The following is a 19,976-nucleotide window of genomic DNA, read 5'->3' as shown; positions in this document are numbered from 1 at the left end:
TAGACTATTTTCTCTAGTATCCTACACAATCATTTTCACAACTTTATATGTATTTTATAGCCTAAATACTTTTCAATCTTCTTTTTTCGGTTTAAAAGTTGCTGCATCATTAAATTATTAGTATTTGGGGAATTAGCATCAAATATTCGTTGAGCTCGTTTTGTATAATTTATAAAGTTACCATAAGTTTTGTAATTAAGGCCCATATCAGTATATAAGTTATAAATCACTTTACGATAAGGCAGCTTCTTTAAATTTTTATCATACTTAACCCATTTAGCATATCCAATAGTCCTTTTTGCTTTTCTATAAAATTTTTGAACGCTTTTATTTCTCATCCTTACATTTTTGCCATCAAAAATAAATCCAAGATAGTCTAAATGACCCTTGGTATTCATAGAATTAGGGTCTAACTTTAGCAAATCATTATTTATGAAATAATATTTTTGGGATTTATCACTATTAATTTTAATTTTGTTTATTTTAGCTTCTTGTTCAATTATCTTAATAACTCTTTCTTGGTCATAATCTGATCTTAACTTAGGTAAAACTAATATAAAATCATCTGAGTATCTTCGATATATCCCATTATATTTAGCAGCAATTTCTTGCATGGACTGGTCAAAATCTATTGCATAAATATTTGCTAAAACAGGACTAATTGAAGTTCCTTGAGGAATACCAAACGACTGCTTATTATAAGAACATTTATTAAACTTTTGATAGGTTCTAAATTCTTTAAGAGAGTAAAAGTATCTTTTTTCTTGTCCGTTAAAAGCTTCTTGTTGCGTATTCTGATAATTATCTAAAGCTTCACGATTATAATATCCAAATTTAGTTAAAGATTTGAAAATATTGTACCAATCGTCAGAAAGATATGAGGTATCTAAGGTCGTTTTAAGTCGAGTTTTCAATAATTCATGATCTAATGTATCAAAGTACTTTTCAAAATCACCTACATAAATCCATGCTTCAGATTCTTGCTTTATAAAATTAATAACTTCTGCAGCAAAATTTATATTGGACTTCCCTGACTTATTATTCCTATAGGCTGTTGCTACTCGATCTAAATTATTTTGTTTTAAATAATCAGTGTACTTACAATTCAATAGCTGACTATAATATTTATAAATATAAGAATCAAAATGCCCAGCATACATAATCTGACGTTCTTTAATTTTAATTGGCCGGCCTTCTAATTCTTTATTTGGAATTCCAGTCCATTTCTCATCCGAAAGAACATATGATATAAAAGGTAAAAAGCTATGTTTTGCCACTTTAGTAGGAGACATTACATAGCTTTTAGCCTTTTGAATTTTTATTGGACGATCGATATGTTTATATGGTTTCATTTTATAGTTATCAATTGAAATATATTTTTGACAATTCACACACATAACCTCACTGTAAGAGCTTAGGAATCTTTAGCTGGGCAACTAATTCCAGACTCCTAAGCGCAAAACTTGTATCTATAAAATAGATAGCCCACTTCTAAACTATGCTATCATAGCATTAGGCTAGGACGTCTTCATAATCGAAAGGAGAAGTCGAACTTGTGTTCTACAATTCTACTGGTGATTACATTTGTAATCATTCGCTATGTCGACCCTATGAATCATCTTTCAAGCGTTATTAACCAATTCGCCGATTTAGCGAAGGCTATTTATTTCTTGACAAAATGGTCCAAACTGCCCATTCTAACACCTAACGTGTTAGGCAAATATATGTTATCATACTTTCTTATAAATAACAATTGCCTATGAACGTGTTGAATCTACTGAAATTATATCAGATTTATAAAATCTAATTTAAAGTATTCAATCTGAAAAATAAGCTAATTAATCAGCTGATTAATTAGCTTATTTTATCATATAGTGTTATAATAAAGTTGTGGAATATAAGAAAGTCTACATTTACGGCACAATACCCCTAGAAGCTGCAACTTCTAGGGGTATTTTTTCGCTTAGCGTGGAATAAGCGTGTGGGTTAAAATGGGCTAATCGGTTATTGTTTCTTGTTTAACCACCAAGAAAATAGTTCAATTACTATACCAACAAAAATTGGCACAATAACCAACATAAGAAAGTCATTTTGCATTTACAGCACCTCCCTCCAGGGAGTTAGCCCGAAACAATTATAGCACATTTACAATAAGTCAAATAAATTTTTATATAAATCAATTCTTATAGAATATTTCTACATATTTATCATACATTTCTAGTAATTCGGTTGTTTTGGCATACAAGTCATCATCAAGAATAGGACCAATGCAACCAAGATTAGAACTGTGATCTAATAACATTAAACACATTCCTTCTACGTATTTTTTTACATATAACTCTTTATAAATACTATTTTCATCAGTTATTTTTAGGTTTATTTTGTCATCATTTATAAACATTGGAAAGATTAAATTGACATTTAAAGCATGACTCCATTTTGATAATTCGCTATGTATTTCAGAATAGGTAGAGTTTTTTGTATAATTGTGATTTTGAAGATTTATCGAAAGAGGAATAGTATCGCTGTTTCTTAAATCTGTTTCAAGTTCATCTAGCTTTTTGATAATTTTACTTTGCATGAATCTATTATCTCTTACAGTTCTAAATTCAATATTTTTATTCTGTAAATAATCTTTTCTAAAATCTTCATCTAAAACTACTAACCTAAATAACCTAAAAATTTCCATAGTGGTCCTAAATGAATTAAAAGAAGGTATACTCAGTTCATAAGAATTTAAAATAAAGAAGGAATAGATATATTGAAAAAATAATTTATTTAATATAATAAAACAACTTATGTCGTTATTATCGAAGAATTGACTGTATATTTTTTCTTCAGTTAATAAGGAATTGAATCTCTTATATAAATATCCTGCAAATTCATAAACAAGTTTATAAAACTCATTCAAAAACTCTGATTCATTAAGATCTTTAAAATTTGATGTGTCTATCCTACTCATCTATATCTCCTCTTAAAATATTAAGTTCCGCATTTATCCATTCAAATTAATGTCCAAAATTAAGTCCTTCGTCCAATTTTTTAGTGAGCACTATATCAAGAAACAGCTACTTCTAGGGGGAATTTTCGTGTTATGTGGGAAGCCTCTCACTCGTCCCATATCTGCAAGGTATCGAGCAGGGGTTGGACTTGGCTTGGTGTGTAGGGTTCGACGGGGAGGATAAAGCCGTTGTCTAAGGCTTCTTGCGCGCGGGCTGAGTCGGATTCTGGGGTCCCGTGCCAATGATACGGCAAACGATAGACGGTGACTGTGCCGTCGTAGTTGCTAGTGTATTGAAAGATTGAAGAGCCTGCCGTAGTCTTGCCCATAGCGATATTCCAGGCATCTGTGGGCCAAACTGGAGAAAGCTCAGGAGCGTAAGAATCTACGATGGTGACTGCGGGTATGAAGCTGGCATCGATATGGTCGCCATCATTGCCATAAGGGAAGAGGTCGGTGTTGTTCATCACGCTCAGATAGACTCGGACCATTTCAACTTCTTTGTTGGTATAGCCTGCATATTCCTTGGATTCTTGGTACTCCTCGGCTTGGTAGCGAGCTCTGTTATCCTGCGCAACTGGTACTTGCTCGCGCTTAGCTGGTGCCTGGGTCTCAGAGCTTGTGGCTTGGCTTGAGCTTTCACTTGACGAAGCGCTAGACGATTGAGCTTTGGCGGCTGATGAAACTGCTTGTTTAGGTGCAGATTCAGAAACACTTGACGCCTCTTCCTGGTCAGTGGTCGATCCAGCGCAGGCGGACAGGGCTAGGCTAGCGAGTAAAAGTAGACTTATTTTGCCTTTCATAAAATCATTTCTTTCTATAAAAATATTTACCAATAAATATGCATAAGCTTCAGTATTTAGAATTTAAAAAGTTTAAAACCATATAATCGATTACTCCATAGAATGAACTAATATCTATTCAATCAAAAACTACTTTTAACTTCATTCATTAAGAAGACTCTGAAGATGACTTACCTGGTCTTCTGGTGAAGGGAACATAGATCCATATATTTTATCAATTTTTTTAAAATCATCCACTAAAGATTTAGGGTTAAATTTTATATTGCTTTCCTTAAGATACTGAATCTTTTCTTCTTCCACATAAGGATTGTAGCTTAATATATAAAGAATTAAAATTTCAGACCATTTACTAAATGGTACTGGGAAAACATTCAAAGTAGAATCATTTTCATATTGACGACTTATTTCCCAATATTTCAAACGAGACAGAATAAATTCTTCGAACTTAGTAACCAACTCATGTAATCTATTAGGATCATTCGATACTTTTATAAAAAAATCGTGAGTATTGACAGCATTTAGTGTAGTTAAATTTAAATTTGATCGTGAACCTGAGCCATCAAAATAATTTTCTGATAGTATGAAAACACAAATAGTAAAATCAAGAAGATACACATCATTATTATACTTAGGAGAGTAAATGACATTCCCAGAAAAAACATCACTTATGATTTTCTTATAAAGCTCAACATCACTTTGAAAAACTTCGATAATTAAATTAAAAGTTGGAAAAACATCAATAACATCCATTTTAAGTAAACTATCTTCAAATATTTTATGAAAATAATATTCAGCCTCTCTTCCCTTTGATTTATATAAACTTGAATAAATTAACTCTTTAAAATGGGTAAGTCGCCAATATTGATCACCATACTCTTGCCCACCAAGTTTACTATTTTCTTTAATCGAGTTATATAATTTATTATAATCAAACTCACTATCCATATATTGGCGAAAAGTGACTTTATTCAGGTTTTCACCTATATCTTTATATAGGTGTTCATATAAGCTGCAGTATATTTCATTTTCATTAGATATAGCATAAACTTCTTCCAAGAATGCTAACTGCTCAAAGCATATATCTTCATCTAAAAGTTTAAAATTCTTCTTTAGCATCTCTTTTAAATAATCAGATAACATTTCGTAGTCAGTGTCATTATCACTGTGTTTCATTATTCTTTTCAAAAGTTCCAGAGATTTTCTTTTTTCAAGAGTATTATATGTTTTGTTTGCTTCAATATTTACATTGACAATTTGCCTGATGGAATTTTCCTTCTTATTTTTCGAAGTTGTTGTTGCATATTCATCTAATATATATTGCTCAATTGCCTTTTGAGTCTTTTCTTTATGAGTTAGGTAATCAAAAGTCGTATAGAAGTAGCGAGTAATGAGAATAATCGAAAGCAGAAATATTACAAATAATGTATTAATAAAATTTAAAATAAGACATAATAGAGATACACAAATTAATAATAGCTGAAATCCGAATAAATTCTTAAAATCAAGGAACTCTACAACAAAAGTTAGAATGGACCGACCTAAGTATTTATCATGACTCATGCCAGCAATTCCCATGGCTATAGGCACACAAATAAGTATTACAGTTAAGGAAGCGTCGAAAATCGAATTAACAATTTCAGAAGATACCAACCAAACTGGGTTCATTTTTCCAATTTTAATCAGTGCATCTAACATAACAGAGATTCCAATCATAAAAACAGATATTCCATAAATTCTTCTTATGCTATACTTCATCAATTTCTCCTAATTATTGAGTTTTATGCTTTTCATAGGTATCAAGTACAAAAGAGACAATCGCAAACGTTGATGAGGCAACCAGCGCAGCATATCGAGGCGGTAATGATTTATATCCTCTTCCTTTGCCATGACCATCACCTCGCGCATTCCTTAGCCCATTAATCCCTTTGACTATCTGATTTAATCCTGTTAGTACCTGTTTGACATTTTGATTATCTTGAGCATATAAATTATCTTTAACATCTATATCTAATTGTTTAAAAACCTTTTTTTGTAATTGGCCAATATCTGCTGAATTTGAATATTCTATACCTTCATCATCAAGTATATGTTTAAAGCAAGCTTCCAATAATTCTTTTGACTTTCCTATTGCAAAAGTTGGTTGCCTATCAACTTCGCTTTCAATAACTGCAATTATCTCGTCTGAATACCCTTTATCAAAATACTCCCTGATTTTTTCATAACTATTTTCTAAGTATAATTTTGAAGCATTATCAATTTTACTTTTATACTTATCTAAAACTGTTCCTACTTTCTTAGCTAAGTGATCCATTTCGTCAGTTCTACATCTATTACTCTTAGAAAGTCCATTATAGTAGTCTAGTAAATCACTTAATAAAGTCACCACTAAAGAAATATCTTCTTCATCATTAATAAACCGGACTAAAGATTTTCCTTTAGAAAGTTGATACTTTTTCTGAATATTTATATTTACAGACTTTGTCGTAAACCATTGGAACCTTTCATTTGAAAAATCAAAAACATAGCCCGACGTATCAAAAAAATTTTCGAACAGCACAGTATCTTGAATGTCAAAGTTGGCCATAAATATCTCCTCCATTCGATCATATGAACTATAATAGTAATTCTAACATGGTCTATTAGCAGATATGGATTTTTCATAGCACTACAGTGCTATATAGTATCAAAACTGAATTTGCATAGCATTCCAGTTCCCCCACAAATTCACCCTTATTATACCACCACAAAGAACAAGGCATCCCCCTAGAAAGTACGACTTCTAGGGGGATGCTCATTGACATATCCTTTATCTTATCCTTTTCTCCTCTTCTTGCCACCCCGCAAACTCAGACACAAGCCGATTGCTAAACTGGAAAGTCCCAGTCTTAATGCAGGCTGGACTGACTGTGCGCCTGTCTTGGGGAGCTGGGTGGAGATGTTTGGGCTGTGAACAGACGGATCTGAGCTAGCCTGTACTAGTGACTGGCTAGAAGCTGTCACTTGGGCAGTCTTATTCTTTGCTTGGTCCTTCGCTGAGTTGGACTCCTCTGAATCAACTACTCGGCTTCCTTGACCTTCCAAGTGATCCACTAGATCTACATCTAAAGCTGCAAGCGCTTCACTTGCAGACACCTCAACAATGCCTGGTCTTCTCTGACCAGAGTCTTTAGACACTGCTAGTACACTTACTAGATTAGGACCAACTTCACCTTGCCCAGGTTGATCTACTGGTCCTTCAACAGGAGCTTCCGTTCTTACAAGACCACCCGCCACTTGATCAGCGCCAGCTTCTTCCTCAGTTTGACCTTTGCGAGGGAGACTCGGTCTGTCCTCCGCTACAAGCCCCTCTTGCTCACCAACTTGGCTTGGTCTAAGATCTGGAGCCTTATGAGCTGTTTTCGTGTTCGTAGGCGCCTTTTCTTCAGGCTCTCTTGGCGCCGGTACCTTCACCGCAGGAGTCTCTTCTCCTGAAATAACCACACCACCCTTGCCAGTACCAACGCCAATAATCAGGTCTTGGCCAGGGAAGTCCTGGCGGGAAATCTCCTGGGTCTTGAGGATATTATTCTGGTGGTCCTTATAGATCCGGTTGGTGACCTCGGTATAGCGATTCACGCCGTCCTGGATAATCACATGCTCGCCCAGAGCCAGGTCGTCGCGCGGCTGAATCACCGTCTTGAAATTGTGCTCATTAATGCGGAGTACCTGGTCCTCGGTTTCTGGGACCAAGCGGATATGGTAGCCTGGGAGGGCTTCGAAATAACCTGGGATGACTTCGTATAGGCGTCCTCTAATAATATCGCCTGGAGGAGCAACTTCTCCTGGAGCCTTTGAATCTGGACGGTCTGTAGGTGCTGGCTGTTTAATATTTCGCTCTTTAGTTCCAACTTCAATAATCCTATCAATAGCGGGAATTTCCCAATCTTTCAGGAGTTCTCTGTTTAATAAATGACCATCGACAGATGATGTATCACGGATCAAACGATAGCGTAAGGAAGGATGTCCCTCCACTTTCACCCGTTCTTCTCCCTCAAACATATCTGGATTCCTCACATAATTTGTATTAACATACTCACTATCCCAGACAGTAATTTTATCTTCAACAATCGGTGAAGGCAGAACTTCCACCTTCATCGACTTCATAGTTCCATCAATATTAACACTTAAAACTGCTGTTCCTGGTTTAAGAGCAGTTATTGATCCATCCTCATTGAATTGGATAACGTCAGGATTGAGAGAGACATTATTCCCTTTAAAAGCATGCACTTGTCTATGATTTGCTCTTCTTGATCTAGTTTCAATATTTATTCGATGAAATGTTCTATCAAAAACGGGCTCTAAATCTTTAATATCATAGCTACTATTTTTTATAAAATTCTGATTATAGAGGATCTTAAAAATGCCGTTATGATTAATTGAAACATCTTTTGGGCGATACTCCTTAGAAGCAATAATGCTTACTAAATCAATATTATCTTTTTTCCATGTATGACTATAATCAGCCGCTAGAGTAAATGATTGGTTTCGAGGATCTAACACAAGGTTCAAAAATTTGGTGTAAGCTGAGTCCTCTTCCCCTTTATTTACATTATGCTTTGATAAACTATGCAATCCAAACTGTTTCATGAAGACATCTTTTAAACGATAAGATTCATAATAATACCCATCAAGAGGAGCAATTACGACTTTTCCAGAATATTGTTCATTAGCATTTGTAGTTTTAGATAGTTGATCAAGTACTTCTGATGGCCGAAACACTCCATTTGCTTCAGCCAGATTCAACAAAGCTAAATTCTCTAAATCACTATTCCAAGAAACACGATTAACATATTCTTCCTTGGTGCTAATACCTTCAGTTTTTAATCGATCACGAAGCCGCTCACCATTAATCCAAAGGCCTTCAACACGTTCACCAGTTTTAGGATTGATTTGTTCACCGATTAATTCACTGTTTGCTTCCATGTCCCAAACGATTGACCGAAATTCTTTAATAGCTGCTAATCCATCTGCTTTAGCTTTGTCTTGATCGAGATTTACAAATGATTGCAGAATAACAGGTGCATCTAAACTTATATTCAAATCCAAAGTTGGGATATGTTCACCTTTAGGAATAACAGCTTTGCCCGTATAAGTCTGCTTATAAATAACTTCTTCGTTTTCATCCTTGGGAGCCATTTTAATACTCTCATTAGTATTAGAAATCTCAACCTCAACCGGCGTTTCAACTAATTTCTCATACTCTTCAATAACCTTCCGATCCTGCTCTTTACGATAGGCTTGGTGGCGGTCATCGGCAGCATTTGAACTTGCATCCTCGCTAGGAGCTGCTTCTGTACGAGTTGGCGCTGATTCAGGGCGAGTTGGTACTACATCTACTGGACCAGCCAACTCTGGTGTTGGACTGCTTTCAGCTAGCTTATCAGTCGTAGCGTATTCTGCAGTGGGCTGCTCTTCGGCCTGGACCTGCTCGCCCTGGGCAAGAAATGCGCTGAGAATCAAGGAAGTCGTGGCTAGGGGTAGGAATGATTTTTTCATCGGTATTCTCGCTTTCGTTTATTTTACTTTAAAAAGTCAGTTTGAGACAGTAGATTAAAAGGCAACTGAAAATGTGTCAATAGATATGTAAATCTGCTAATAATCTATACTTTCAGTTGCCTTGATTTAAATTTATTTATCTATATTTATTTTTAAATTATTTACTCAAATTCAATTTTTTCCTCTGCTGCATGATAAATATCAATCCTATTATGGACATTTATTGAGTTAACTATCCATCCTCTGTATTGGCATTGCTGTATGAAACTCTGAATTCTATTAATTTCATCAAGCGCTCTCAGTGTAACTACCACTCCAAATTTTAAACCTTGTCCATCTTTTGTATTTAATCTTTCTTTAGTCTTAATACTAATTCCCCATAGCCCTTTTCCATTCTTCTTTTTTGGTCTTCTAGGATTACCCTTATTTGTCTTTATTTTTTCATTTATATGTTTAACATTATCCCATTTTCTGTAAAGTTTTCTTGCCTGTTCTTCATAAAGTGTGACTATTTCCCCATTTGATTGATTATTATTATTTATACAATCTATTCCAATAGTACCAGTTCTTTTATTTTCTTTTAATCTTCCAAAATAAATATCCATTTCAGTATTAGTATAATCAACACCTTGATTTCTAGAACAATTTGGAAAATAACATAAAGTTGCTTTTGCTATATAAGGAACCTTATCTTCTATAAAAGGCACTGGAATTTCATAAGAATATGTATCATATTGTTCGGATGTTCCAGTTATCATAAATTTTATTTCATCATTGGATGATTTTATAATTTTATCAATTTTAATTGGTACTATTCCATACCCCATTAGTTGAGGATCATGATTTTTATTTTCCCATCCTGTTGTTGAATCAATTATTAAAGCTTTGGCAAGCTCTCTATTTAGTCCTAAGATATCAATTAAATAAGACATTTTTCTTGCAATCCAAGGTGCAGCAAATGATGTGCCTGATACACTTGCTTCTCCATAAGGAGAACAAGTTTTCATTGGATGCTTACAATCTCCTCCATAGTAACAAATATCTGGTTTATTATAAAAAGATAAAACTCCTCCTCTTCTTGAATAATTTGCTGGTTTTCCTTCATAATCAACTGCATTCACAACTATAGAATTAATTGAATCGGCAGGAGCTCCAATTTTACAAACATTAGTATGAATCGGTTTATTAGTACCAGCAACTATGAATACTACATCATTTTCGAATTGAATTTTATCTAATATAGCAGCTTCTGGAGAAATAAAATTCTGATTTATTTCCAGAGCAGAACCTAATGAAAGGTTCCAAACTTTTATATCTTTATTAGTTTTTACAATCTCTTTTATTGCTCTTAAAATGGAGAAAGAACTAAATCTCCCAGTTTTAGCAACACCAAAATGTCTTACCTTAAACCTCCCACACCCATCGTCTAATTCAGGGTTTATTTGAGGTCCATCGACAATAATTGATGTCACTTGTGTACCATGATCATAATCTTCACGAGTCAATTCAATTTCATCATCAATTTTATTTTCAAACTTTACCCATTTAGAAAAATAAACATTTTCATCAAACATCGTATCAATTACACCAATTGTAGGTTCATTTTTTGGATCAGGTATTGTCACTTGTATTTCATCTGTACAAAAAACATTACCTTTGACTATCTTAGACATATCGGTAACTGCCATTGAAATAAGGTAAGGTGCCTTTGACTTCAATAATTTATATTGATCTGGAGTTAACAAAAAGGTATTATCATCCATTTTTCTAGTATTTAAAATATCAATACCTAATTGGTTCATAATTTTTGACGAATCAGTTCCTGTATCATATATAGTAATGATTGCATCATCAACAATGTTAGTTGGATCTCTATCAACATCAAATTTCTCTAAATAATATGCATCTACTATAATATTTACGAACCTCGATTTCGATAAATATTGTCTGCTAAACAAATTTTCATATTTTTTGTTATTTATTTTTTCAATATCATTATGTGAAATATTCCCCCCGAAGTTTTTCTCGCATATTTCAATAGCTTTAGATATATTTACAATAGAATCTTTAATTATATTATAGTCTACACAATAAGTAATAATATGTTTTTCCTTAGTGTCTTTAGTGAACTTTGCACCTACAATTGCATCATTATTTTTTTTCAAATTACTATATAGGATTCCTTTTATCCTATTACTTTTTGCTATAACATCAATATAATATGCACTTACTAAAGGTTTGATATCCAATTTTTCATCGTTCCAAAATTTTTCTAAACTTTCTAAATTATTTTTTAATTTTTTCAGGTGAGAAGTACTAACTGTTTTATTTTTTGGAATATTTGACGCTCCAGGTGTATTATTTGATTTTTGTTGTTCCAATTTACCTTTTAATTGCAGAATATTATTCATTTAGTCTACTCCTTTAATGCTCTAGAAACTTGACTTTTTGAAACCCCTGTTAATATTTCAATTTCTCTGAGTGTAAATCCAGTAGATTTAAGAGTTTTAAAATTTAAAGTTTTATTATCAGAAATAGAAATATATAATCTTTTCAAGTAATCATATTCATCGTAGGGATTACTGAATGCTATTGAGGTCTTTATAAGATTTTTCAAGTCACCTGGATACGGAATATCTTCCATTAGTGATATAATTTTTTTGAATAACCTTATATTTCTTCTAAGGTGTTTAAATTTATCTATATAAGAATTTAAAATAATAACAGAAATTTCTAGTAGATCCTCACGAGAATATCTATTAAAGTTGATTACTGAATCAAAGCGCCTTGTTAAGGCCTTATCAAAGTATTTATATAAATTTGTAGTAGCAATTAAAAGAATATTCTCATTCAATTCATCCAACCCTTTTAATACTGCTGTAGTAGCTCTTCCCATTTCTCGTATATCTTTAGAATTCGTTCTATCTAAAGCTAGAGCATCTATCTCATCAAATAGAATAACAACTTTTTCTGGTGCAGCTAAATTATTAATTTCAGTAAATAACTGCGCAATATTTTTTGCTGTCTGTCCTAATTTACTATCTATTATGTAGGAAAAATCTACAATAAATAATTCTCTTTCCAGTATTCTAGATATATGCTTAACTGATTCAGTTTTTCCTGTCCCGGGAGATCCTTCAAATAAAAATTTATTCACACCCATATTATGCCCTGCAGCATTGATAATTCCCATTAGGTCTAACTTAATTGATTCAGGGAGAGGTAAAGGGGTCCCATTAACTTCAACTTTTTTAACAAACGTTAACCTGTCATCATTCATTTGAGGAACAAATGTATTTGCATTCGAAAGTAGTGCCATAATATACTCCGATAATTGGTAATCTCCATTTTTTTCAAATTCATCCGCTATTTGATAAGCCTCTGTTCTAAATCCAGAGTCATTATTATCCGAATAATATTTAATTAAATTTATAATATTTGCTTTTTTCATATTTCTTAATCCTCCTCATCCAATTTATTTCTAACATTAGTATATATGTTATGGGACAAACTTTCAATATTTGGGACAAAAAAGTTTTGTTACAAAATATTCCTAATTCCTGATTTTAAATAAATCCACCTACAAACGCTGTTATCTAGGGGTTTATAGATGGTTTATTTGTAAACATTAAATAACAACACATCTATAAAATCTAAGGCCTTCTAACTATACTACTAGTAGTTAGGAGGTTTTTTATTTTATGGTTATTAACTTGGAAGAGATTCATCATATTTATATTGCCTACGGCAAAACTGACTTACGAAAAGGGATTGATTCGCTTGCAATTATTGTTCAAGAAGAATTTGAGATGGATCCTTTCAGTCAGTCATTATTTCTCTTTTGCGGTACTCGTAACGATCGCTTTAAAGCTCTTTATTGGGATGGTAGTGGATTTTGGCTATTCTATAAACGTTTTGAAGAAGGAAAGATGAAATGGCCTAGAGATCATAAAGAATTAAAGAAGATTTCGATCCAGCAGTGGGAGTGGCTACTCAGTGGATTTCCAATCGAACAGCCTATACAGAAAATACGAAAGAAAAATTTTTATTAGTCTATGTTTCTTCCAAAAAAATTGGTAAAATAGAAAAATCAGTGAGGAGGGATGACTATGGTTTCAAAAAAAAGAACAACAATTGTTAGAAGAAAATAGACAATTAAAGCTGTTACTTGATCAACAAAAGCTCACCATTGAAGCCCAACGGTCATCGCTTACTCAAAAAGAAAATCAATTAGCAATCAAACTCAAGTATTGAAAGATAAAGATATCGAAATCGCTCATCATAAGGAAATGATTCGTTTCCTAAATAAAAAGCTATACGGACGATCCAAAGAAAGTTTAGTTGACAAGAATCAACTAAGCCTTTTTGAGATAGATATAACTGAATTAATTGATGAAGATCTTGAAGAAGTAGAGGAAGAAGTCTCTTATCGACGTAAGAAGCGACCAAAAGGTCGAAAAAAAGCTGTCTTAGAAAATTTTCCTGAATATGAACTCCATTATACTTTAGAGGGCGAACATCGTGCGTGTCCCTGCTGAAATCATACGATGACTGAAGTTGTCCAAAAGATAATTCGCCAACAGCTTAAGTATATTCCTGCTGAGCTACGTTGTGAAAATGTGATTCAACATAGTTATAAGTGTGACGACTGCTCTAAAAAATCTGGAAAAGATTTAATCATTAGTGCTGATGTTCCTAAGTCAGTCATTAATGGAAGCTACGCCACACCAAGTCTCATTTCTAACACTCTTCATATGAAATATGAATTAAAAATTCCTGCTTATCGTCAAGAAAAGGAATGGGAAAAGAGGGGACTACCTTTATCTCGCCAAACCATAATCAATTGGCAGGAAAAGGCTTCTGAATACTATTTAGAACCTCTGTATCAGCTACTTTCGAAAGAACTTAAGAATCAGCCTATCATCCATATGGATGAAACTAGCTATAAGGTGATTGAACATGTGAAAGAGAAAACCTATTATTGGCTGGCCTGTTCATCTCGTGAGAGCGACCATCAAATCTATTTATACCATCATTCTCCTGGAAGAGGTGTAAGTAATCCTCCAGAAGAATTTGAAGATTATAATGGATTTATACATTGTGATATGTGGCATGTCTATCCTCATATAGATGGTGCAGAGATAGTGGGTTGTTGGGCACATTTAAGGCGATATTTCCATGATGCTTTGCCTCCTAAAGGTTATAAAAAACAGTCTATCAGTGCCTGGGCTGTTAAACAATGTGACCGATTCTTTACATTAGAACAAAAATGGAAAGATTTATCACCAGCAGACCGCCTAGAACAACGTCAGAAAATTTTAAAAGAAAAAATCGATAAATTTTTTGACCGACTTCATGAGGAAGCCCCTAATGCAGGAGGAAAATTAGATAAGGCTATTAGATATGCCTTAAAATACGAAAAATATTTCAGGATATTTTTAGAAAATGGCTCACTTGAAATGAGCAATAACCGTGCAGAGCGCGGTATTAAAACACTGGTTATAGGGAGAAAAAATTGGTTGTTTTCTGCCTCTTTTAAAGGTGCCCATCATTCTGGGATTATCCTATCTCTGATGGAGACAGCTAAGGCCAATGGCCTTGATGCAGAGAAATACCTGACATTTTTACTTAGCGCTATGCCAAATGAAAAAACCTTAAGTAAAGAGATACTGAAAGAATACTTACCTTGGCATCCAGCCATCCAGGAAATCTGTAAGAGAAAATCAAAACGCGAATTACTTTATCAAATATAAAATCATGGCAAGTTCTGTCCAGACAATAATGTCGAAGCTGAACTAGCCATGATTTTTTTGATTTATTGTTTAGCGTGTTACTATTTGACGCTTACCTTCCAAGTTAATAATCATAAAATAAAAGACCATCTAATCTACTAGTAGTATAGTTAAAAGGCCCTAGATTTTGTAGCCGCGTTGTTATTTGACGCTTACTTTACTATCACATTCTTTATAGATGTACTTTTATTTTTAGCCTAATCTTAACTCCCAAAATTTTGAAAAAGATTTAACCGTTTCATATATAATTATAGGAATAGCAATTCCTAATACAGTGAACATTATACCATCTATTTTTATTTCAAATAATATTTCGAAGATAAAGTTAACTGGCCAGTGTAAATACATGATAAACATTGAAATTTTTCCTAAGTAAGTAAAAATAATATCTAGATAATTTATTCTTTTAAAATATTGACTAACGATAAAGATGGATAAAGTAAAAACTAGTGGTATAGCAATATCTAAGAAAAAATGATTATAAATTTTATTTTTCATATCTAGTTCATAATTAAGTAGTCCTACTTTTTGTAAAATAATGAATATGAAGGTTAATAATATAATGAGCAGCTGATACTTATGCTTACTTATAACTAGACCAAAGTTGTCTTTAAAAAAACTCCCTATACCAAAGTAAACTACGGCTATTGGAACAACATCTAAATTCCATGGAATTGCTAGTTCTCTAAGGAAAAAAATATTGGAATAGATTTCTGCTAACAAATATGAAATCAATAGAGAAATAAGTAATATTTTCTTTGAAAGTTTGATCTGTGCAATGGCGTAAATTATTTGAGTAGAAAATAGAACTGTAACAAACCAAAAGACTGAAAAAGGAGCTCCTAATAGTCTTCCTCCATAAATTATTTTTGCTAAAGTCTTAAGTAGCCATAAAAAGTCTTTAGTCAGTAAGAATATAATTATTGCAATAATACTTCCAAAAATAAAATAAGGTATCAAGAGTTTATTAAATCTTTTATTAATTAATGAAAACCAATCACTTATATTATTTTGTTTCTTATATAGCATGCCACTTATTATAAAAAACAATGGCATATGAAACCAATAAATAAACTTATCAATGGGTAAATGTGAATGCCCGATTACCACTAAAAAAATACCAATTCCTTTAGCAACATCAATTTCTTTAATTCTATCCACCATATAACTCCTATTAATATAAAACATAAATATACACAAAATCAATGATTATTTTCAATTATATCAGCAATTTGTTTACATGCTGTTCCATCACCATATGGATTAGTAGCATGACTCATTTTTAGATATGCACTTCTATCTTCTAGAAGTAATTGAAAGTTTTCATAAATAGATTGTTCACCAGTTCCAACTAATTTTAGTGTCCCTGCTTCCACACCTTCCGGGCGCTCGGTTGTGTCACGCATAACAAGAACTGGTTTCCCAAGACTTGGCGCTTCTTCTTGAATACCACCACTATCTGTCAAAATAATATGAGCTGCATTCATAAAGTTGTGGAAGTCTAGAACCTCTAAAGGATCAATCAAATGTATCTGATTCGAGTCCCCTAAATACTTATCAGCAATTTCACGAACTTTTGGATTCATATGTATTGGGTAGATTACTTTCACATCTTTATGTTCATCGACAACTCTTCGAATTGCTTTAAACATATGCTTCATTGGTTCACCCAAATTCTCTCGTCTATGGGCAGTGAGAAGGATTAACCGGCTATCTCCTACCCAATCTAATTCAGAATGCTCATAATCTTTTCTAACAGTTGTTTTGAGTGCATCGATTACAGTATTACCTGTAACGAATATCTTAGAATCGGAACGTCCTTCAGAAAGAAGATTTTGACGTGCTTGCTCAGTTGGAGCAAAATCTAATGAAGAAATAATACTAACCGCTTGTCGATTGAACTCTTCAGGAAAAGGTGAATAAATATTATGAGTACGTAACCCTGCTTCAACATGACCTACAGGTATTTGCAAATAATAACAAGCTAGAGAGGTTACAAAAGTTGTCGACGTATCACCATGGACTAATACAAGATCTGGTTTAGCCTCTTCAAGTACTGATTTAATTCTATCTAATATATTAATGGTCACATCAAATAAAGTTTGTTCTTGCTTCATGATAGACAAATCAAAATCTGGAATTACATTAAAAACTTCTAACACTTGATCAAGCATTTCTCTATGTTGGCCGGTTACACATACTTTTGTTTCAAAATTATTTCGCCCCTTTAGCTCATTTACAAGTGGGCATATCTTTATTGCTTCTGGCCGTGTTCCGAATACTAGCATAACTCTTTTCATTAAAAATACTCCTTTACTTAGATTTGAAATGAATTAAATTAATTGAATTTTCTTTAATTATTTTAATAATAGTAGAGAATGATTCTCTATACACAAACAAAGCAATCAAAATTAATAAAATATATAATTCAATCATGATCGTTGCTGACTCAAAAAACGTATTATAAAATAGATAAAATAAAAATAAAGGAAGTATTATAAAGAATTTTTTTATATTAAATCTGACTTTAAAATACATCTTTGAAATATATGTTCTTAGTAAGAAAAATATAATGTAAGAAATTCCAGTAGCTATTGCAGCTCCTTTACTTCCTAATGAAGGAACTAATATGAAATTCAAAGCTAAGTTAAAAATACAAGAAATACTCGTAATAACAATATGCCATTGTGTTTTTTTATAAAAGTTAATCCCATAAACTGTAGTTTCGGAAATTGTAAACATTATTGGGGATAGTAATAGAAATGGGAAAATATATTTAGCATTTTCATAGTCGCCTCCAAGAATAATGGCAATAACATCTTTGAATAAAATTAATGTAGCACCTAGAACTATCATTATAAGCGATACAGCTTCATTACTTTTTATAAAAAAAAGTTCTTCTTTATTATTCTTTTCAAATTTCTGTATGGCTTGGGGTACCCATAATGTTGTAAATGTTGTTTGGACAATCGTTATTAATGCAACAATGTTGGATGCAGCAGAGTAATATCCTATTTCATTTAAATTGGATTGGAATTGTAAGACTATTTTATCTCCAGCAGTAAACAACCAATGTGCTAACGACGAAAAGATAAAAGGATAACTATATAATAACAATTCTTTACCAGAAATAATATTTGATACAGGTATCTTTCCAAATCGCCACACATTGGGTAGTAAGTGTAATGCAGCAAGTACAACTGCTAATAAAGAGAAAAACATAGCTAAAAGTATAGAATTAACAGCTGACATATTAAAGTACGATAGGAATAAAATAATAGTTATAACATTAATTATCCTCTTTACTATCAATGTAATTGAATATGCAGTTGAATTCTGTTCCAATCTTAAACTCAAACGAGTATACGTTTCAACTACTGCAATCACTACATTTAAGCCAACTAATAAAGAGGTCAATAATGATAGTTCACTTATAAAATATATTCCTATTATTACAGCACTGGAGATTAAGAGGGAAACTATTAGTGAAATTTTTAATACACGTCTAGATAAATAGGCTCTAAAGATATAACTATCTTCAGTGTAGTAAAATCTAACATAAGCTTGATCTAAACCTAGTAAACAAACCGTTACTAAGATATTGATATAAGTTTGAAGCAGAGATGCTTGCCCATATTCAGCTGGTAGTACCATACGAGTTATTATTGGTATTGTTATGGCTCCAATAATCATATTTAAACATATACCAATAAACATAACAATCATATCTTTAAATTGTTTATTCATAAATTAATTCCTGTCTATCTTGTTTTTCGCTTGTTAATAAAATGATGTGAATTAAAAATAGAAAAGTTATTGGAACTAATCTGCTTGTGAAAATTTCTAAATTTTCAAAACAAGAGACAAATACCCATGCTGTAAAAAAATTTGCAAAATATATTTTATTTTTGCTTCTGTATATCTTTAAAAAAAGGATAATAATAAATATTAACAGGAAAATAAAAAATATTACTCCATTAACCTCTAAACTTTGTAAAAAAGTATTATGCAAATCAGTAAATTTTATTCTTGATGTTCCTTTACCAAAAAATGTCCAAGTATCTAAACCGTGTTGCCATATTGAAATTCTATTAGATGTGATATCTTTATTTACCCATTTGTTGAAAAATATATTGTAAAAAAATTCAGTTATATACTTAAAACTAAAAATAAATAATAAGAATGACATTATTGATATAATAATATTTTTTATGGTTATTCTAACCTGAAAATGTGATATTAACGTTAGTATAGATACTATTAAAAATGCAAACATACTAGTTCTTGATTTAGTTAAGGATATTAATATAACTGATAAAATAATTAAAACAATAAATGCAGCTAAGTTTCTATCTTTCCTAATAAATCTATTTAACAACATTAAGCAAGTAAACATATATACTACACCCTGTGAATTAAAGTTGGAAATGGAAAATAAAATCATAGCTGTTATACTTGCAGTGAGTGTAGTTATTTCAAGTAGAGGATATATATAATCAAATAATCCACTTACTGATTTTCTCAAAAAAACTATAGATATACCAACTAATGTAGTATTGATAAATACGTATTGATCAGTTCTCATTAAAGATAAAATTAATGACAATAGTATAAGGAATAATAAATATTTGAATAACAGTGATTTTGTAACTGTAATTTTATTCCTATAAAATAACCATAACCCAATAGAGGCAATTACAATTGGAATCATAATCAATTGATTATGATTAATGTATAAATCATTAGAGTTAAATGAAAATAGAATTCCAGAGAAAAAAGCAATATATAAGATTAAAAAAGTTAATATCTTTTTGATATTTATATTTAATTTCATCACATCTCCAC

At 32.1% G+C, this 19,976-nt stretch carries 16 protein-coding genes; 3 read left to right on the top strand and 13 right to left on the bottom strand.

The genetic code is table 11. The features are described 5' to 3' along the window. Positions 1-35: 35 nt before the first annotated feature. The 9 genes from QP339_RS05270 to QP339_RS05230 form a co-directional block, all read right to left on the bottom strand. Positions 36-1,391, bottom strand: a complete 1,356-nt coding sequence (locus QP339_RS05270; RefSeq protein ID WP_284910690.1) for a reverse transcriptase domain-containing protein — start codon at positions 1,389-1,391, stop codon at positions 36-38. A gap of 613 nt (positions 1,392-2,004) precedes the next feature. Then, positions 2,005-2,079 (bottom strand): type I toxin-antitoxin system Fst family toxin, encoded by a 75-nt coding sequence (locus QP339_RS05265; protein ID WP_371440388.1) that lies wholly within the window; start codon positions 2,077-2,079, stop codon positions 2,005-2,007. Between the two features lie 97 nt (positions 2,080-2,176). Then, the gene (locus QP339_RS05260) at positions 2,177-2,962 is read right to left on the bottom strand and encodes a hypothetical protein (RefSeq protein WP_284910689.1); all 786 of its coding nucleotides are present in this window, start codon (positions 2,960-2,962) and stop codon (positions 2,177-2,179) included. Between the two features lie 146 nt (positions 2,963-3,108). Continuing rightward, positions 3,109-3,804, bottom strand: coding sequence for a YdeJ family lipoprotein (locus QP339_RS05255; RefSeq protein ID WP_284910688.1), 696 nt, complete (start codon positions 3,802-3,804; stop codon positions 3,109-3,111). 141 nt (positions 3,805-3,945) lie between these two features. Continuing rightward, positions 3,946-5,559 (bottom strand): MFS transporter, encoded by a 1,614-nt coding sequence (locus QP339_RS05250; RefSeq protein ID WP_284910687.1) that lies wholly within the window; start codon positions 5,557-5,559, stop codon positions 3,946-3,948. A gap of 13 nt (positions 5,560-5,572) precedes the next feature. Beyond that, positions 5,573-6,388 (bottom strand): abortive infection family protein, encoded by an 816-nt coding sequence (locus QP339_RS05245; protein ID WP_284910686.1) that lies wholly within the window; start codon positions 6,386-6,388, stop codon positions 5,573-5,575. A 227-nt stretch (positions 6,389-6,615) separates the two neighbouring features. Beyond that, positions 6,616-9,339 (bottom strand): G5 domain-containing protein, encoded by a 2,724-nt coding sequence (locus QP339_RS05240; protein WP_284910685.1) that lies wholly within the window; start codon positions 9,337-9,339, stop codon positions 6,616-6,618. A 161-nt stretch (positions 9,340-9,500) separates the two neighbouring features. Then, the gene (locus QP339_RS05235) at positions 9,501-11,750 is read right to left on the bottom strand and encodes a S8 family peptidase (protein WP_284910684.1); all 2,250 of its coding nucleotides are present in this window, start codon (positions 11,748-11,750) and stop codon (positions 9,501-9,503) included. 5 nt (positions 11,751-11,755) lie between these two features. After that, the gene (locus QP339_RS05230) at positions 11,756-12,790 is read right to left on the bottom strand and encodes an ATP-binding protein (RefSeq protein WP_284910683.1); all 1,035 of its coding nucleotides are present in this window, start codon (positions 12,788-12,790) and stop codon (positions 11,756-11,758) included. Between the two features lie 250 nt (positions 12,791-13,040). On the opposite strand from QP339_RS05230, the gene tnpB reads away from it, so the two are divergent. The 3 genes from tnpB to tnpC all read left to right on the top strand — a co-directional run bounded on the left by tnpB (position 13,041) and on the right by tnpC (position 15,092). Then, positions 13,041-13,391: an IS66 family insertion sequence element accessory protein TnpB gene (gene tnpB, locus QP339_RS05225; protein ID WP_284910682.1), complete on the top strand. Its 351-nt coding sequence runs from the start codon at positions 13,041-13,043 to the stop codon at positions 13,389-13,391. 198 nt (positions 13,392-13,589) lie between these two features. Further along, the gene (locus tag QP339_RS05220) at positions 13,590-13,877 is read left to right on the top strand and encodes an IS66 family transposase (RefSeq protein ID WP_284910681.1); all 288 of its coding nucleotides are present in this window, start codon (positions 13,590-13,592) and stop codon (positions 13,875-13,877) included. 9 nt (positions 13,878-13,886) lie between these two features. Then, a complete protein-coding gene (gene tnpC, locus QP339_RS05215) occupies positions 13,887-15,092 on the top strand; it encodes an IS66 family transposase (protein ID WP_284910680.1) in 1,206 nt (401 codons plus the stop codon). A gap of 231 nt (positions 15,093-15,323) precedes the next feature. Here tnpC and QP339_RS05210 read toward each other — a convergent pair whose 3' ends face one another. From QP339_RS05210 to QP339_RS05195, 4 genes are read right to left on the bottom strand one after another with little or no spacing between them, the layout of a single operon-like run. Next, positions 15,324-16,292 (bottom strand): acyltransferase family protein, encoded by a 969-nt coding sequence (locus QP339_RS05210; protein WP_284910679.1) that lies wholly within the window; start codon positions 16,290-16,292, stop codon positions 15,324-15,326. Positions 16,293-16,333: 41 nt separating this feature from the next. Then, positions 16,334-17,431 carry a non-hydrolyzing UDP-N-acetylglucosamine 2-epimerase gene (gene wecB / locus QP339_RS05205; RefSeq protein ID WP_284910678.1) on the bottom strand — a complete coding sequence of 366 codons (1,098 nt, stop codon included), beginning with the start codon at positions 17,429-17,431 and terminating at the stop codon, positions 16,334-16,336. Between the two features lie 13 nt (positions 17,432-17,444). Further along, a complete protein-coding gene (locus QP339_RS05200; RefSeq protein WP_284910677.1) occupies positions 17,445-18,878 on the bottom strand; it encodes a lipopolysaccharide biosynthesis protein in 1,434 nt (477 codons plus the stop codon). Then, positions 18,871-19,965 carry an O-antigen ligase family protein gene (locus tag QP339_RS05195; RefSeq protein ID WP_284910676.1) on the bottom strand — a complete coding sequence of 365 codons (1,095 nt, stop codon included), beginning with the start codon at positions 19,963-19,965 and terminating at the stop codon, positions 18,871-18,873. The genes QP339_RS05200 and QP339_RS05195 overlap by 8 nt, the downstream gene beginning before the upstream one ends. Positions 19,966-19,976 lie beyond the last annotated feature (11 nt).

The organism is Aerococcus sp. UMB7834 (assembly GCF_030215145.1).
Taxonomy (GTDB): domain Bacteria; phylum Bacillota; class Bacilli; order Lactobacillales; family Aerococcaceae; genus Aerococcus.
The sequence above is the reverse complement of the archived record's forward strand: the minus strand, read 5'-3'. Positions and strand labels throughout refer to the sequence as shown.

Excerpts from the sequence above, each read along its gene's own strand:
- QP339_RS05235 (WP_284910684.1), bottom strand. The coding sequence starts at position 11,750 with ATGAATAATATTCTGCAATTAAAAGGTAAATTGGAACAACAAAAATCA.
- QP339_RS05245 (WP_284910686.1), bottom strand. The coding sequence starts at position 6,388 with ATGGCCAACTTTGACATTCAAGATACTGTGCTGTTCGAAAATTTTTTT.
- wecB (WP_284910678.1), bottom strand. The coding sequence starts at position 17,431 with ATGAAAAGAGTTATGCTAGTATTCGGAACACGGCCAGAAGCAATAAAG.
- QP339_RS05250 (WP_284910687.1), bottom strand. The coding sequence starts at position 5,559 with ATGAAGTATAGCATAAGAAGAATTTATGGAATATCTGTTTTTATGATT.
- QP339_RS05195 (WP_284910676.1), bottom strand. The coding sequence starts at position 19,965 with ATGAAATTAAATATAAATATCAAAAAGATATTAACTTTTTTAATCTTA.
- QP339_RS05255 (WP_284910688.1), bottom strand. The coding sequence starts at position 3,804 with ATGAAAGGCAAAATAAGTCTACTTTTACTCGCTAGCCTAGCCCTGTCC.
- QP339_RS05260 (WP_284910689.1), bottom strand. The coding sequence starts at position 2,962 with ATGAGTAGGATAGACACATCAAATTTTAAAGATCTTAATGAATCAGAG.
- tnpB (WP_284910682.1), top strand. The coding sequence starts at position 13,041 with ATGGTTATTAACTTGGAAGAGATTCATCATATTTATATTGCCTACGGC.
- QP339_RS05200 (WP_284910677.1), bottom strand. The coding sequence starts at position 18,878 with ATGAATAAACAATTTAAAGATATGATTGTTATGTTTATTGGTATATGT.
- tnpC (WP_284910680.1), top strand. The coding sequence starts at position 13,887 with ATGACTGAAGTTGTCCAAAAGATAATTCGCCAACAGCTTAAGTATATT.
- QP339_RS05230 (WP_284910683.1), bottom strand. The coding sequence starts at position 12,790 with ATGAAAAAAGCAAATATTATAAATTTAATTAAATATTATTCGGATAAT.
- QP339_RS05240 (WP_284910685.1), bottom strand. The coding sequence starts at position 9,339 with ATGAAAAAATCATTCCTACCCCTAGCCACGACTTCCTTGATTCTCAGC.